Here is a 14740-nt window from a genome sequence, read left to right on the forward strand (position 1 = left end):
AGCCGCCGGCTAGCGGAAGCTGCGACGCCAGGAACCCGGGCCGGGCTTGGGTGCCAGGCTCAGCATCCGACGCCGGTGCCACGTGCGGCGGGCGGATTCCGGCGCGGGGCGGGACGCGCCGTCGTCGGCGCTCAGGCCCATCACGACGGCGGCCAGCGCCGCGAGTTCCTCCTCGGACGGGTTTCCCGCCAGCACGGAGAACAGGGGAGGCTGCGGCGGTGCGCTCAGCGGTTCCCGGCCCCAGGTGGTGTCAGGCATGTCCCAGGCGGTCACAGCGGGATGTTCCCGTGCTTCTTGGCGGGCAGCGACGCGCGCTTGTCCCGCAGGGCGCGCAGCCCGCGGATCAGCTGAAGGCGGGTCTCGGAAGGCGCGACGACGGCGTCAACGTACCCGAGCTCGGCGGCCTGGTACGGGTTGAGCAGTTCATCTTCATACTGGGTGATGTAATCCGCGCGTGCCTGCTCAACGCTTTCACCGGCGTCGGCCGCCTGCTTGAGCTGGCCGCGGTAGAGGATGTTCACCGCACCCTGGGCGCCCATGACGCCAATCTGGGCCGTGGGCCAGGCGAGGTTCAGGTCCGCGCCGAGCTTCTTGGAGCCCATCACGATGTACGCGCCGCCGTACGCCTTGCGGGTGATGACAGTGAGTTTGGGAACCGTAGCCTCGGCGTAGGCGTAGAGCAGCTTGGCGCCGCGGCGGATGATGCCCTGGAACTCCTGGTCCTTGCCCGGCAGGAAGCCCGGAACGTCCACGAAGGTGAGGATGGGGATGTTGAAGGCGTCGCAGTGGCGGACAAACCGGGCGGCCTTTTCGGAGGCTGCGATGTCCAGGGTGCCGGCGAACTGCATCGGCTGATTCGCCACGATGCCCACTGTGTGTCCTTCGACCCGGCCGTAGCCGATCATCACGTTGGGCGCGTAGAGGGCCTGCATCTCCAGGAAGTGGCCGTCGTCGAGCACCTGCTCAATGACGGCGCGCATGTCGTAGGGCTGGTTGGCGGAATCGGGGATCAGCTCATCCAGGGCAAGATCGCCGTCGTTCAGTTCCATGTCCGAAGCGAACGCTGCCAGCGGAGCCTCGGCAAGGTTGTTGGACGGCAGGAAGTCCAGCAGTTCGCGGACAAACTCGATGGCGTCCTCTTCGTCGGAGGCCAGGTACGCGGAGGTGCCGGTGTTCGCGTTGTGCTGCCGGGCGCCGCCGAGGGTTTCCATATCCACGTCCTCGCCGGTGACGGTCTTGATGACGTCCGGCCCGGTGATGAACATGTGGCTGGTCTTGTCCACCATGACCACAAAGTCGGTCAGTGCGGGGGAGTACGCGGCGCCGCCGGCGGAGGGGCCCATGATGAGGGAGATCTGCGGGACCACGCCGGAGGCATGGACGTTGTTGCGGAAGATGTCAGCGAACATGGCCAGCGAGGCAACGCCCTCCTGGATGCGGGCACCGCCGCCGTCCAGGATGCCGACGACGGGGCAGCCGTTGCGCAGCGCGTGTTCCTGGACCTTGACGATCTTCTCGCCGTTGACCTGGCTCAGCGATCCGCCGTACACGGTGAAGTCCTGGCTGTAGACGGCGATGGGCCGGCCGTCCACGGTGGCGTAACCCGACACCAGGCCGTCGCCCAGCGGCTTCTTCTTTTCCATGCCGAACGCGGTGGACCGGTGCACGGCGAGGGCATCGAATTCGACGAAGGACCCGGCATCAACGAGCATTTCGATGCGCTCGCGGGCGGTGTGTTTGCCCCTGGCGTGCTGCTTCTCGACGGCGGCCGGACCGGACGGCATTTCAGCCTGCGCCTGGCGGCGGCGGTACTCAGCGATCTTGCCGGCTGTGGTCTGCAGATCAAGGTCCTGGTCGATGCTCATCTGGTCTCCGGAATGCTGAGTGGTTGGGGCGTGTGCCGTGCGGTCTGGGTGCGGCAATTCTGCGTTAAGTAGGAAGTGCACAACGCGCACGGCGATTTATCCAGTCTAGTGAGGTCATTCACCGGCCCCCGGTGTAGGGATCCTACAATTTCGCGCCGCTGCCCTTGGCCTGGTGTCCGCGGGGCGGGCGTCTCTTGTTCGTCCTCTGATGACGGTGCAGCCGTAACAGTAGGGGCGCTGTGAAAGGATTTCTCCCGACCTGCAGGGGTTGCCGGTCCACTGGGGGAGGTGCTGGACGCCGTGATGGAAACGGACTTATGGGTGGTGCTGCAGACAACTGCTTTGGTGACTGCTGCTTTTGGTGTCTGGATCCTGGCGCGGGCCTGCTGGGACTACGCCGGGGTTCCGGCGGTCCGGGATGCTTATCTGGAGCTTGTCGCTGCCCGGATGCAGGAGCTTGGCTGGGGGACGGTGCCGGGGGAGCGCTCTTCGGGAGGGCATGGGAATCCGGCGGACGGGGCGGAAAACCCTGCCGGAGCCGGAGCCGGAGCCGGAGCCGGCGTCCTCGGTGGCAGGGGCAGAGGGTTTGCTCGGGCCGCTTGGTCTGTGCGTTCTGCGGCCGCCCGCGGTGGCACAGTGCCGGGCGGCCGTAAGCTGCGCGGCGGTCCAGCCGCACCGGCGGGCGGCCGTAAGCTGCGCGGCGGTCCAGCCGCACCGGCGGGCGGCCGTCCCGTCCGCCGTCGGGATGCCGAATTTCTCCGGCGAACCCGGCGCGCCCCCCTTTCCCGGCCGCTTGAATCCGAACGCGCGGCGTCGCAGAAGGCGCTGCTGCAGCTGATTAACCGGCCGGCTCTTTCGGCTGCACGGCGGATACCGGCAGCCGACCTGCTGCCGGAGTTGGCCCAAACGGTGGCCGCCGCAAACACCCTCCAGGATTTGGCCCGCACCGAGCGGTTGCAGGGGGCAGCCGTCCGGTGTCTCATCCGTCGGGAGGTCCCCCGCCGTTTCCGTGCTGTCTTTCTCCCGGGTATGGCCCGGTATCTGGATTTCGTGGGTCGGGGAAGTTCGCTCGGATTGGCTCTTGGTGTCCTGCTGGGCGGCGGATTGACCGGCAACGCGGATTTGGTCGGCGCATTGACCGCAGTGTGTGGCGTGGCTGGAGCAATTTTCTTTACTTTGACGGTCATCCGCTGCGAGTCTCGTTCCTGGCCCGTCGGCGAAACCGGCGTGTGGCTGCGCCTTGCCCGCAGGTATCCGCAGCCCTATTTCTTGCTGAGGCTGACGTTGACGACGGTGGTGGTGCTGTTTGCCCTGCACCTCGTCCAGGGGTGATTCCGAGCTACGAACGAGTGTTCATGGATGCCGTGTTCAGGCATCGCGGCGGGGTGGAGGTCCTTGCCGGCCGGAGTTGATGTCCGATCACCTGAGTTCAGGATCCTTCGTGCAGATGACGGGCGTAACCGGGTGTTGCTGGGACCTTTCGTGCAGTGATGGGCCTAAAGCAGGGTTTTTGGCCGATATGAGCCCGGACGTCAAAGGCTTTTCCCCTCGGCGGGTCACCGTGTGTGCAGATACGGCGGCCAACCTGGATTGTGTGTGCAGATAAGGTGACATGTCCGCGCCGGAGCCCGCCAGATCTGCACACAGGATGCTGGCCTATCGGTGGGACCCGCCAGATCTGCACACTGGATGCTGGCCTATCGGCGGAGCCCGCCAGAGCTGCACACAGGTCCCCAGCAGGGGCGGACTGGTGCCGGAGTCCGCAGAACCGACGCCGCCAGGCACGCCAACAACGGATGTTACTGGTGAGTAACATATTTCCGCAGGGTGTATTACCCTGTCCGTATGACCTCGAACACACCCTTCGTGAACACGCGCTCGCTGTCCGGGCGCACCATCCTGATGTCCGGCGGCAGCCGCGGCATCGGCCTGGCCATAGCCCTGCGCGCAGCGGCCGACGGCGCCAACATTGCCATCATGGCCAAAACGGCCGAGCCGCATCCGAAGCTGCAGGGCACCGTCTACACCGCTGCCGAGCAGCTGCAGGCGGCCGGCGGCAAGGCCCTGCCGATCATCGGCGACGTGCGCAACGACGATGACGTCGCCCGCGCCGTGGCCGAAACGGTGGAGACCTTCGGCGGCATCGACATCGTGGTCAACAACGCCTCCGCCATCGACCTGCGCTCCACCGACGATGTCACCATGAAAAGCTATGACCTGATGGCCGACATCAACACCCGCGGCACGTTCATGCTCTCCAAGTTCTCACTGGACGCCCTGCGCCGCTCGGAGAACCCCCACATCCTCACGCTCTCCCCGCCGCTGAATCTGGACCCGAAGTGGGCCGGATCCTATCTCGCCTACACGATGGCCAAGTACGGCATGTCCCTGACCACACTCGGCCTCGCGGAGGAACTCAAGGACGACGGCGTCGCGGTGAACTCGCTCTGGCCGGTCACCGCCATTGACACCGCCGCCATCCGCAACCTCGGCGGCGAGACCATGGCGGCGGCATCGCGCAGCTCCGACATCATGGCCGACGCAGCCCACGCCGTGCTGACCCGGCCCAGCCGCGAAGCCACCGGCAACTTCTACACGGATGAGCAGGTGCTGCGCGAAGAGGGCATCACCGATTTCCGTCCGTATTCACTCGGCGCGCCCGAGGACAAGCTGATGCAGGACTTCTTCCTCTAGGCTCCGAACCCTGCGGCCGGATCCGGCCGCAGGGCAATGCCGGCGGGCCCGCGTAAGATCGAAGGCATGCAATTGCGTTACTCCAGCATGGAAAGACCCGGGCTCGACCAGGAGCGGCTCCGGGCTGCCCTCGTGGCGCCGCAGGGACCCCTGGCCCAGCTGGATGTTGTCTCTGAAACCGGCTCCACGAACACGGACTTGGCGGACCATGCCCGGCTCCGCCCGTCGGAGGTGCCGGATCTTTCCGTCCTGACCGCGGAGATGCAGACGGCCGGCAAGGGGAGGCTGGGCCGGACCTGGATTGCTCCGCCGCGCTCATCGCTGTTTGTCAGTGTCCTGCTCCGTCCGGTCAATGCCGACGGCCGGCCGCTGCCCACGCAGTCCTACGGATGGCTGTCCCTGCTCGCGGCTCTGGCACTGGCCGAGTCCGTGGCCCGGCGCACCGGCGTCGAGGCCCGGCTGAAGTGGCCCAACGATGTCATGGTGGACGGGCGGAAACTCGCCGGTGTCCTGGCCCAGCTGGTGATGGACTCTTCCGGTGCCCCGCCCGCCGTCGTGGTGGGCGCCGGCATGAATGTCTCCCTCACTGACGAGGATCTTCCCGTGCCCACAGCGACGTCGCTGCTGATGGAGTATGCCTCCACCACGGACCGCAATATCCTGCTGGAGGATTACGTGCGGGAGCTGGCGGACAAATACGCCCAGTTCCGCGCGGTCGACGGCGATGCCTCCGCTCCGTGGGCTGACGGGACTTCGCTGCTGGAAAAGATCACTGCTCGGATGGCGACTCTGGGGCAGGAGGTCCGTGCCGAACTTCCCGGCGGCAAGTCCCTGACGGGACGCGCCGTGGCCCTGGACGCGTACGGATCGCTGATTCTGGTGGACGGAGCCGGTGAGCGGCATGCTGTCGTTGCCGGCGACGTGGTGCACCTGCGCGCCGTTCAGGCGTGAGTATCCGGCTGACACTGGCGCCGGGGGAGCGGATCATTGTGGCCAGCAGGCCGCATGCCCGCCAGCTGGTCTGGCCCGTGCTCTTCGCCGTCGTGGTGTGCGCTGCGGCGGGTTTCGGCTGCGGCTACCTTGACCGGGATGCCCTGCCCGGGCAGGTTGCTGACTGGCGCGGCTACCTGCAGTCCGCCGTCGTCGTAGTTGCCGCGGTCCTGCTGGCGCGGTTCAGCGTCCCGCCGGTGCTGCGCTGGGCGTTTTCGAGGTACATCGTGACCAGCCAGCGGCTGATCCACCGGCAGGGCGTGCTGCGCCGGCGCGAGCGTGAACTGGCGCTCGCCTCGGTATTTCAGCTGGAGGCCTGGCAGACCGTTGCGGACCGCATGCAGCGATCCGGAACGCTGGTGGCGGATGTCGGCTACGGCCAGACGGTGCATTACGAACACGTTCCCGAGGTGCATAAATTCAAGGCCATCGTGCTGGCAGCCATAGGCCAGCTGCCGATGACCGCCATGTTTGATGGTGTAGATATTGAAGGAGATGGGGACTACGACTACGAAGGGAGGGGCGATGAGTGAGGAAGGCCGCGACGCCGGAGCAGATCCCGAGCCGATGACCCTGTCCATGCCCGCTGTCCGACCCCGCATCCGTCCCGCGGACTCGGCGACTCCGCCCGCGGACCCGGCAGCCAACCCGGCAGGCAATCCGGCAGGAGAACCGGATGCGGAGTCCGGACCCGCCGAGGCCGCGCGCCCGGCGGATTCCGCTGAAATCGACCGCGAGGACGTGCGCAAGCTGGAAGCGCAGCTGATCGGCGGCCCGCGAACCCTCAAGCGGCGCGAGGCTGCCGCGGAAGCCGGCGTCTCGCTGCTGTCCGCCCGCAAGCTGTGGCGTGCAATGGGCTTCCCCAACCTCGACGACGACGCCGTGTTCTTCACGGAACGTGACCGCGAGGCGCTGACCACCGTCATCGAACTCGTCCGTGACGAGCAGCTCACCGAAGACGCTGCCATTTCGATCATGCGCTCCATCGGCCAAATGACGGACCGCATGGTGGTGTGGCAGATTGAGGCGCTGGTAGAGGAAATGGTGGTCCAGCGCGGCATCCCCGACGCCGAGGCGCGCAAAGCCCTGGTGGCCGCCCTGCCGGCACTGATCGAGCCGCTGGAAAAGACCATGGTTTACGCCTGGAAGCGGCAGATGAACTCGGCCGTGCAGCGCCTGGCCCTGCGCGCCGAAGCCGGACTGGCCAGCCATGACGGCTCGATGTCCGACGACAATCCGCTGCCGCTGGCCCGCGCGGTGGGCTTCGCGGACCTGGTGTCCTATACGTCCCTGTCCCGGCAGATGAATGAAAAGACGCTCGCCCAGATGGTCCAGCGCTTTGAGCATAAATGCGCCGAGATTATTTCGGTGGGCGGCGGACGGCTCGTGAAGACCATCGGCGACGAAGTGCTCTTCAACGCGGAAACCCCTGAAGCCGGAGCCGAGATTTCCCTGGCGCTGGCCAAGGCCTTCACCGAGGACGACCTGCTGCCGGCCGCGCGCGTGTCCCTGGTGTGGGGGAGGGTGCTGTCCCGGCTGGGCGACATTTACGGCCCCACCGTGAACCTGGCGTCGCGCCTTACCTCGCTGGCTGAGCCCGGAACGGTGCTGACGGATGCCTCCACCGCTGCCGCACTGCGCAACAATGAACGGTTTGTGCTCATTCCGCACCAGCCCCGCAACGTGCGCGGATTCGGCGAAATCCACCCGGTGACGCTCGCCCGCGGCACCGGCCCCGGGCTGGTCCTGGACTAGCCTGTACCCGGGTGCTGCACCGGAAAAGTCGCTGTTTCAGCGGTGACGGCACGGAGCATTGCCAGCCGGCATGGGGCGGACCCCCAGCAGATTCCGCTAGGGTAACCATGAGAAGGCGTAATTTGTGTCACTGCTGTGGTCCACACAGCGGGCAGCTTCCGGATAGGGCGTGAATGAACTCCGACGAAACGACATCCCCGGGTTTGGAACTCCGTGCAGTCTTTGGCTATGCCTCAGACCGCGGGCTGCGCCGGGAACAGAACGAGGATTCGCTGATTGCCGCGGACCCGGTGTTCGCCGTGGCCGACGGCATGGGCGGACACGAAGCCGGGGAAGTGGCCAGCAGCATCTGCGTCCGCACCCTGGGTGACGCGCCGTTTGTCGGTGAGCACCTGCCGGAAGTGGGCCCCGACGAACTGACTGCGCTTCTGCGGGAAGCCGATTCTCGAATCCGCGAGGCCACCGGGGGCCGTGCCGGCACCACGCTGACCGGAGCAGTCCTTGTGTCCGGGGCCGGAATCCCGTGTTGGCTGGTATTCAATGTGGGAGACTCCCGCACCTACCGGTTGACGGGCGGGCAGCTGCAACAGATCACCGTGGATCACAGCGAGGTCCAGGAGCTGGTCGACATGGGCCAGATTACGCCTGATGAAGCCCTCGTCCACCCGCGCCGCCACGTCGTGACCCGCGCCCTCGGAACAGGCACCGACACGGAGGCCGACTACTGGCTGATTCCGGTTGAGCCGGGAGACCGCCTGCTGGTCTGCTCCGACGGATTGACCGGGGAGGTCAGCGACGGACAGCTGCAGCAGATTCTGTCCACAGTGGCCAACCCGCAGGACGCGTGCGCCTCCATGGTGCAGGCAGCGCTGCGGTCCGGCGGGCGGGACAACATTACGGTCCTGGTGGTGGATATCGAAGCGGCAGACGACGGCAGCGAACCGGTGGCCGCAGGCGTTCCCGGTGCGGAACCGCAGCCGGCCGCCGTGCACCCCGAGCAGTAACGGTCCTCAGCCCGGAACCCGGCTGGTGTCCTCGTTCAAGAAGAGCTGAAGCACCTGGACGGGTCTGCCGGGCTGAATCAGCTGCGCGCGGCCCGGCGGAAGGGTCCGGGCGCGCACCCCGTTGATCAGGCTTCCTTCCGCGCGGTCGCCGGAGAGGATCAGCGCGGCGCTGCCTGAATCGCGCAGGGAAGTGAAGAAGGGTTCATACATTCCCCGGCTCGCCCCGCGCACCCGCCGCGACAGGACGGCGTGCAAGCCAATTTCAGGTGCCAGCGGCAGATACGGGGTCAGCCGGCTCAGCGGCGAGGAACCGCCCGCGGTCAGGACATCGTAGTCATCGATGACCAGGACGATGCGCGGCAGCCCTGCCAGCTCCGCCGGGGCAGCCGAGATCCGCTTCTCCAATTCACCGGCGACGGCGGCGGCGAGCTGCTCCGCCAGAGCTGCACTGGTGGCATAGCCGCCCAGCGATTCGGCGGGCACCTCTGACGCCAGGCTGCGGCGGGGATCGAAGACCGCGAACACGATGTTCTCCGGCAGATGCTGGCCGGTCAGCCTGCGGATGACTGACCGCAGGACGTTGGTCTTGCCGGAGCCGTCATCACCCATGATCAGCAAATGCCGTTCCCTGCCGTGCAGGTCAAGGATCTCGGCACCCAGATCTGTCTCCCGAAGGCCCAGCGGCACCGCTGCCGCTGCTTCAGGAGTGGGGAGAGTATCGGCGGCGACGATGCCGGGAAGAATCCGGACCTGCATGGCACGCTCCCGGGTGGCAGCCGCAACCGCCGTCACCAGATCCTGCAGCCCGGAGGCGGCGGACCCGTCGTCGCTCCCGGCATCGATGCGCGGCAGGGCAAAGTGCCCCTGAAGTTTCCGGTCCGTCAATGCCCGGCCGGGGCTTCCCGGGCTCACCGCTTCAGCCAGCTTGCGCCCGTGGGCGGATTCCCCCGGGTCGGCCAGGCGCATTTCAATCCGGTTGCCAAAGAAGCTCTGCTGCGAGATTCGTATCTCGTTCATCCGCGAACAGGTGGCGATCACATGGATGCCGTAACCGGCGCCCCTGCTGATTAGCGTATGGACCGCCTTTTCGATGTCCTCGAATTCGTCGCTGAGCTGTCCGTAGCCGTCCAGGACCAAGACGATGTCGGCGCTGGGCAGTTCCGGGATCCCGCCGTCGGCACACCGCCGGCGAAGTGTCGGCAGCGAGTCCACCTGGTACTTCTCAAACAGGTGTTCCCGGTGGGCAAGCATGGCCAGCAGTTCATCCACCGTGCGGCGGATGACCTCCCGGTTGGTGCGGACCGCCATCCCGCCCACGTGGGGGAGCCCCTCCAGCGGCAGCAGGGCGCTGCCGAGCAGGTCAATGCCGTAAATACCCACCTCGGCTGGACTGTGAGTCAGGGACAGGGCAGCGACAATGGTGCGCAGCGCGGTGCTCTTTCCCGTTTGCGGACCGCCCACGATGGCTGCGTTGCCGCCGTTGGCGGCCAGATCCAGCTCCCACACGCCCTGCCACTGTTTGGCAGGGTCGTCGAGCAGCCCCACCGGTATGCGCAGGGATCCGCCGCTGGCCAGGCGCAGTCCCTTTTCGGAGGAAAGCCCGCCGGCGGCGTGGTCCAGGGCGATTCCGCGGGGCAGCGGCGGCAGCCAGATGGGGTCCACGGCCCGGGGGAACGTGGAAAGGGTGTCCATGAGCGCGGACAGCACGGTGGGTCCGGTGGTGCGTTTGGAGGACGACGTCGATGCCGGGCGCGCCGCATCCGCCGCCGGCGGCGCCTGGAGCGACGCGGCATACCGGGGAACCGGCAGGACCCGGGGCGGGAGGCCGGCGTCGTCGGGCCCGCTGTCCTGCTGCGCGGCTTCCAGGGGACCGGACACATATCCGGCCTTGAACCGGGTGTAGGTGGTGGTGTCTACCTTCAGATATCCGAAGCCGGGCACCGGAGGCAGGTGGAAGGCATCGGGCGTGTCCAGTACCGTGCGCGATTCTCCCTCGGAGAGTGTCCGCAGCCCGATCCGGTACGAGAGGTAGGTGTCCAGGCCGCGGAGTTTCCCGGCCTCGATCCGCTGGCTGGAGAGCAGCAGGTGCACCCCGATGGAGCGGCCGATGCGGCCGATGGACAGGAACAGTTCAATAAAATCCGGCCGGGCGGTGAGCAGCTCCCCGAATTCGTCGATGATGACCACCAGGTGCGGCAGCGGGGCCGGTTCCCGTCCCTGCAGCTTCAGTTCCTGCCGATACAACTGATAGTCGGTGATGTTGGCGAGGTTGCCGGCTGCCTTGAGGACTTCCTGCCGGCGCTGGATTTCCCCCGCCAGGCTGGCGTACACGCGCTCAATCAGGCTGACGTCGTCGGAGAGGTTGGTAATGACTCCGGCCACCTGGGGTGCACCGGCGAACGGGGCAAACGTGGCCCCGCCTTTGTAGTCGACGAGCACCATGGCCAGGACCTCGGGCGAGTGGGTCGCCAGCAGGCCCACTACCATGCTGCGCAGCATTTCGGACTTGCCGGAACCTGTGGCTCCGACACACAGGCCGTGCGGACCGTGGCCGAACTGTGCGGATTCCTTCAGATCCAGCAGGGCCGGCCTGCCGCGGTCATCCGGTCCCAGCGGAACCCGCAGGAAGTCCACCTCGCCGCGGGGCTTCCACAACCGCCGGATGTCCGCTTCATCCAGGCGCGGTGAGAGTCCCAGCATTTCCAGGAATCCCTGCGCCGTTTCGCTGCTGTCATGCTCCAAGGAGTCCGGCGACAGCCGCAGCGGTGCCAGTTCCCGTGCCAGGGCCTCCGCCAGGGGCAGCGGAAGATCGTCCAGCGTGCCCCGTTCGACGGCGGGAAGCACCGCATTGTCCCGGTAGTTTTCCACGATGAAGGACCCCTCCGCCCCGCTCCGGTCCTCGCTGATCCGCACGGCGACCTCGCCGGGCTCCTGATGGCGCTCCGCGACCAGGAAGAGCGTCGTGATGCCCAGGGAACCGGTTGAGGCCTCCTGGTCCGGCACCTGAAGTTCGGCCGGGAGCTGGCCGTAGGAGTCGCTGAGCACCAGGAGCCGGGGCAGCGCCGTGCCCACAGAGCCGCGCAGGAAGTTCTTGCGCGATTCAGCAGCCAGGGTGGAACGCCGGTGCAGGTCCTCACTGAGGACCTCGCTTAAAGCATCCGCCGTGGGGGCGAGCCGGCGGACCGGCCCGGTGGCATGAGTGGAACCCTGGTCCGCCAGGTGGGGAAGCCAGGTGGCCCACTCCCAATCGTCCCGCCGCCCCGCTGGAGCGATGAGGGCGAGGTGCAGGTCTTCGGGTGAATGGAACGCCGCACCTTCCGTGAGCAGGAGCCGGGCCACCCGCGTCACGAAGCCGCGGGACCCCACCACTGAGACGTTGCCGGCGCAGTCCAGCGGCACGGTCAGCGGCAGTTCGGGGCTGGATTCGTAGCGTTGCTTGAGGATTTCCACTTCGGTGGTCATGAAAGTGTCGGTCTGGGCCAGAGCCGAGCCGGCGCTTTGAATAATGACGTCACGGTTGCGGCGGGATCCCGTGCCGATCCGCACCCGCAGGAAATCCTCGTTGTGGCGGCGGCGCTCCCAGATCCGTTTGGTGTCCCGGATGATGTCGAACAGGGCGTCAGGGGGCGGGCTGGAGATCCGGGCAACGGTAAGTGCGGCTTGTTCATCAGTGCGCAGGGTGGTGCGTGAACGTTCCAGATACTCCAAATAGTTCTCCCGCTGTTCCCGGCGCTGTTTTCCCTGCCGGCCGCGCTGGCTGAGCATCATGAGGACAGACGCAATGATCGTGACGATCATCATCAGGGCTCCCACGGCTGCCAGAGGCGACCCGCGGAAAAGCATCATGACGGTCATCGAGACGCCTGCGCCCAGCAACGGGACCAGGGACATCATGTTCATGCCGCTCCTGCCCCCTTCAACGGGAGGCGGGGCGTCGAGGGTGAAAGCTTCCATGGTGCGTGCCGGGGCGGTGGTCCGCGCGGGCCGGTGCAGGATCCTGGTGCTCATGACGGAATGTTCCTTGCCGGGGCGGTGTGGACGGAGACGGCGGTGGACAGGACGCGCGATGCCAGGGAAACCGCTTCAAGGCGGGTGCGGCGGGCGAGCAGGGAGGGAATCGCTTCGACCCCTGCCGCGAGGTGCCGGTCATACCCCAGATGCAAGGCATCGACGCCGGCACGGCGAAGGCTTCCGGCCTGCCGCGACGCGGACAACGCGGCGTCCTTGGCGCACTGGACCACCAGCACGAGCAGGGGAACGGAGCCAAGCAGGGGATCCCGGCGCCAGGCGGCGGCGTATTCGACGGCGTCCTCGAACCCGGAAGCGGTGGCCGGGGTGACGAACACGGCCAGGTGGGAGTTTCCCACGGCCCACCGGGCTTCCGGCGCCCCGAGCCCGGGGCTGCAGTCGAACACAGCGATGGGGCAGAAGCGGGAGACAATCCGGGACAGCAGCAGCCGGTTGCTGCCGGCCACGCCGTTGGCCCCGCTGCCGTCCAAAACGCTGTCGACACTGTCCGGAGGACGTCCGGTGACGGGGCCGGCGGGCGTCCATGCCGGTGCCGGTGCCGGTGCCGGTGTCATCGTCCCGACCCCGACCCCAGTCCCGACCCCGACCCCAGTCGCGGGGCTGCCCGCTGCCGGACCCCAAGGATCGGCAGCGCCCCGGGCATGAGGGCGACGCCGGCCGGTGACCAGAAGGTTGGCCGGCCCCGCAACCGCCAGCAGGCCCGCCAGTTGCTGCAGCGACGCAGGAGGCTCAAATTCGAGCCGGGCAGCAACGGCGTCCAGAGCGGGCGCGTCCGGCACGCCCAGACGGAGCCCGAGCGTTCCCGCTTCCGGTGCAAGGTCCACGGCGGCAACGGCGTCGGCGCGCATGGCGGCGTAGATCCTGGCCAGCAGCGCGGCCACCGTGGTTCTGCCCGACCCGCCCCGCGAGCCCACCACGGCGATGCGGCGGCCCGTCGTAACCGGCAGCTGGGTTCCGGCCGCAGCTTCCGCCAGAAGGCGGGGATAGTCATCGCCGCGGAAGAGGTCGGCGGAACCGCCCAGCACCCGGCGCAGGACGGACTCTGCCGGGAGGGGCTGGTTCATGAAAAGCTCCCTGCCAGCTGCCCGAACAAACCGAACATTCCTGCCGCCAGCGGGACGGATGCCAGGATCGCCGCAGTTTCCAGGCGCTTGGCCAGCAGGCGGAACCATGCCTGCGTGTGGTCGGGGAACGTGGTCATCAGGGAGACGGCGGCGGCTGCTGCAATCAGGAGCACGCCGAGCCCCACCGCCCAGGGAAGATCGGCCAGGATTCGCAGGCCGGCCGGCACTGCTGCGCCCAGCCCGACGGCGACGGTGAGGTAAAGCGCGAATCGCTGCGTCGCCAGGGGAAAGGAGCGGGTGCGCAGGAACACCGCCAGGGTAAGGGCCAGCAGCAGCGGAAGCGTCCACTTCTGCTGTGCAGTGTCCGTGCCCAGCAGCCACAGGCCCGGAGCGATGCACACCGCCGTAATGACTGTTCCCAGGGCCAGCCCTCGGTGGGCGGCGGCCACCGCATCCATGGCGTCAGTGCGCGCGATGGAACCGCCCTTGGCCCGCTGGTCATCCAGCGTGGCCAGTCCGGAGGACACCAGTGCCAGTTTGGGCAACAGCCCCAGGAACACGGTGCCCGCCAGCGCCGCCAGGGCCGCGGTCCGCACGGCATCCCCGGTAACGGCACCGGCGGCGGTCCACACCCCGGCGGCCACCGCCAGCGTTGCCGCACCGCTGAAAAGGGCGCGGGGCTGGGCGGAGATGGTTCCCAGAGCTGCCAGCGCCAAGACTGACAAGACGGCCAGGAGCAGGGCCGCGGCGGGAAGACGGTCCCGGGCGCCGTCGTACACATGGAGTGCGCCGCCCAGCCCCGTGAGCCATCCGATCCCGATCAGCGTGGGTCCCAGGGCACTGCGCCGGGGCAGCCGCCCGGCGGCTGCGCCGGCGGCCAGCCCCAGCAGCGACAGGGACGGCAGCAGCCACCAGGCCGTGTTCGGCGCCAGCGCGGCCAGGAGAATCTCAGCGCCGACCCAAATGCCCGCTGCCATGAACAGCCCGGCGGTGAGGGCACTGAAACCGCGGTTCCACTGTCCGCCGACCGCACTGGTTTCACTCACCACCAGATCCGTGACGTCATAGACGACGGCGGCGGGCGGAGCTTCGGCGGCATTGCACAGCAACAGTGAGGAGCCGTCCAGGATCCGGGCCTGGTCCAGGGACTGGCCGGCCTGGAGCTCCGTGCCGTCAGCGGCAACGAGCACCTTGGCTGCCACCTGTCCGGCGGGGGCATCATCCAGCAGGTTCAGGACCTGGGGGAGCAGCAGCCCCACCGGCTGATCGGAGGGCAGGAGCAAATCCACGTGTTTCCGCGAGCCAATCAGAGTGACGCGGGTAAAGGTGTGAGCCATAG

General features: G+C 67.6%; 11 protein-coding genes. 6 read left to right on the forward strand and 5 right to left on the reverse strand.

Annotated elements, in window-relative coordinates:
- Positions 1 to 9 precede the first annotated feature (9 nt).
- Together MUG94_RS05120 and MUG94_RS05125 are read right to left on the reverse strand one after the other, a co-directional pair.
- On the reverse strand, positions 10 to 273 hold the full coding sequence (locus tag MUG94_RS05120) for an acyl-CoA carboxylase subunit epsilon (protein ID WP_227908069.1): 264 nt from the start codon (positions 271 to 273) through the stop codon (positions 10 to 12).
- Positions 270 to 1865, reverse strand: coding sequence for an acyl-CoA carboxylase subunit beta (locus MUG94_RS05125; protein ID WP_227891351.1), 1596 nt, complete (start codon positions 1863 to 1865; stop codon positions 270 to 272). Before MUG94_RS05125 ends, MUG94_RS05120 begins: the two co-directional genes overlap by 4 nt.
- A gap of 303 nt (positions 1866 to 2168) precedes the next feature.
- Between MUG94_RS05125 and MUG94_RS05130 the strand changes: the two genes are divergently transcribed.
- The 6 genes from MUG94_RS05130 (at position 2169) to MUG94_RS05155 (ending at position 8308) form a co-directional block, all read left to right on the forward strand.
- On the forward strand, positions 2169 to 3197 hold the full coding sequence (locus tag MUG94_RS05130; protein WP_227908070.1) for a hypothetical protein: 1029 nt from the start codon (positions 2169 to 2171) through the stop codon (positions 3195 to 3197).
- A 513-nt stretch (positions 3198 to 3710) separates the two neighbouring features.
- Positions 3711 to 4559, forward strand: coding sequence for an SDR family oxidoreductase (locus MUG94_RS05135; RefSeq protein ID WP_227908071.1), 849 nt, complete (start codon positions 3711 to 3713; stop codon positions 4557 to 4559).
- A 66-nt stretch (positions 4560 to 4625) separates the two neighbouring features.
- Entirely contained in the window at positions 4626 to 5510 is an 885-nt protein-coding gene (locus MUG94_RS05140; RefSeq protein WP_227908072.1) for a biotin--[acetyl-CoA-carboxylase] ligase, read from the forward strand.
- Positions 5507 to 6082, forward strand: coding sequence for a PH domain-containing protein (locus MUG94_RS05145; protein ID WP_227908073.1), 576 nt, complete (start codon positions 5507 to 5509; stop codon positions 6080 to 6082). Before MUG94_RS05140 ends, MUG94_RS05145 begins: the two co-directional genes overlap by 4 nt.
- Positions 6075 to 7304: an adenylate/guanylate cyclase domain-containing protein gene (locus tag MUG94_RS05150; RefSeq protein ID WP_227891346.1), complete on the forward strand. Its 1230-nt coding sequence runs from the start codon at positions 6075 to 6077 to the stop codon at positions 7302 to 7304. Before MUG94_RS05145 ends, MUG94_RS05150 begins: the two co-directional genes overlap by 8 nt.
- 173 nt (positions 7305 to 7477) lie before the next feature.
- Positions 7478 to 8308: a PP2C family protein-serine/threonine phosphatase gene (locus tag MUG94_RS05155; protein ID WP_227908074.1), complete on the forward strand. Its 831-nt coding sequence runs from the start codon at positions 7478 to 7480 to the stop codon at positions 8306 to 8308.
- Between the two features lie 6 nt (positions 8309 to 8314).
- On the opposite strand, the gene eccCa is transcribed toward MUG94_RS05155, so the two are convergent.
- From eccCa to MUG94_RS05170, 3 genes are read right to left on the reverse strand one after another with little or no spacing between them, the layout of a single operon-like run.
- The gene (gene eccCa, locus MUG94_RS05160) at positions 8315 to 12316 is read right to left on the reverse strand and encodes a type VII secretion protein EccCa (RefSeq protein ID WP_227908075.1); all 4002 of its coding nucleotides are present in this window, start codon (positions 12314 to 12316) and stop codon (positions 8315 to 8317) included.
- The gene (locus MUG94_RS05165) at positions 12313 to 13401 is read right to left on the reverse strand and encodes a hypothetical protein (protein WP_227908076.1); all 1089 of its coding nucleotides are present in this window, start codon (positions 13399 to 13401) and stop codon (positions 12313 to 12315) included. The genes eccCa and MUG94_RS05165 overlap by 4 nt, the downstream gene beginning before the upstream one ends.
- Positions 13398 to 14738, reverse strand: a complete 1341-nt coding sequence (locus MUG94_RS05170) for an EsaB/YukD family protein (protein WP_227908077.1) — start codon at positions 14736 to 14738, stop codon at positions 13398 to 13400. The genes MUG94_RS05165 and MUG94_RS05170 overlap by 4 nt, the downstream gene beginning before the upstream one ends.
- Positions 14739 to 14740 lie beyond the last annotated feature (2 nt).

The sequence above is a fragment of the Arthrobacter gengyunqii genome (assembly GCF_023022985.1).
In the GTDB taxonomy this organism is placed as follows: Bacteria; Actinomycetota; Actinomycetes; order Actinomycetales; family Micrococcaceae; genus Arthrobacter_B; species Arthrobacter_B gengyunqii.

Excerpts from the sequence above, each read along its gene's own strand:
- MUG94_RS05125 (WP_227891351.1), bottom strand. The coding sequence starts at position 1,865 with ATGAGCATCGACCAGGACCTTGATCTGCAGACCACAGCCGGCAAGATC.
- MUG94_RS05130 (WP_227908070.1), top strand. The coding sequence starts at position 2,169 with ATGGAAACGGACTTATGGGTGGTGCTGCAGACAACTGCTTTGGTGACT.
- MUG94_RS05135 (WP_227908071.1), top strand. The coding sequence starts at position 3,711 with ATGACCTCGAACACACCCTTCGTGAACACGCGCTCGCTGTCCGGGCGC.
- MUG94_RS05140 (WP_227908072.1), top strand. The coding sequence starts at position 4,626 with ATGCAATTGCGTTACTCCAGCATGGAAAGACCCGGGCTCGACCAGGAG.
- MUG94_RS05150 (WP_227891346.1), top strand. The coding sequence starts at position 6,075 with ATGAGTGAGGAAGGCCGCGACGCCGGAGCAGATCCCGAGCCGATGACC.
- MUG94_RS05155 (WP_227908074.1), top strand. The coding sequence starts at position 7,478 with ATGAACTCCGACGAAACGACATCCCCGGGTTTGGAACTCCGTGCAGTC.
- eccCa (WP_227908075.1), bottom strand. The coding sequence starts at position 12,316 with ATGAGCACCAGGATCCTGCACCGGCCCGCGCGGACCACCGCCCCGGCA.
- MUG94_RS05165 (WP_227908076.1), bottom strand. The coding sequence starts at position 13,401 with ATGAACCAGCCCCTCCCGGCAGAGTCCGTCCTGCGCCGGGTGCTGGGC.
- MUG94_RS05170 (WP_227908077.1), bottom strand. The coding sequence starts at position 14,738 with ATGGCTCACACCTTTACCCGCGTCACTCTGATTGGCTCGCGGAAACAC.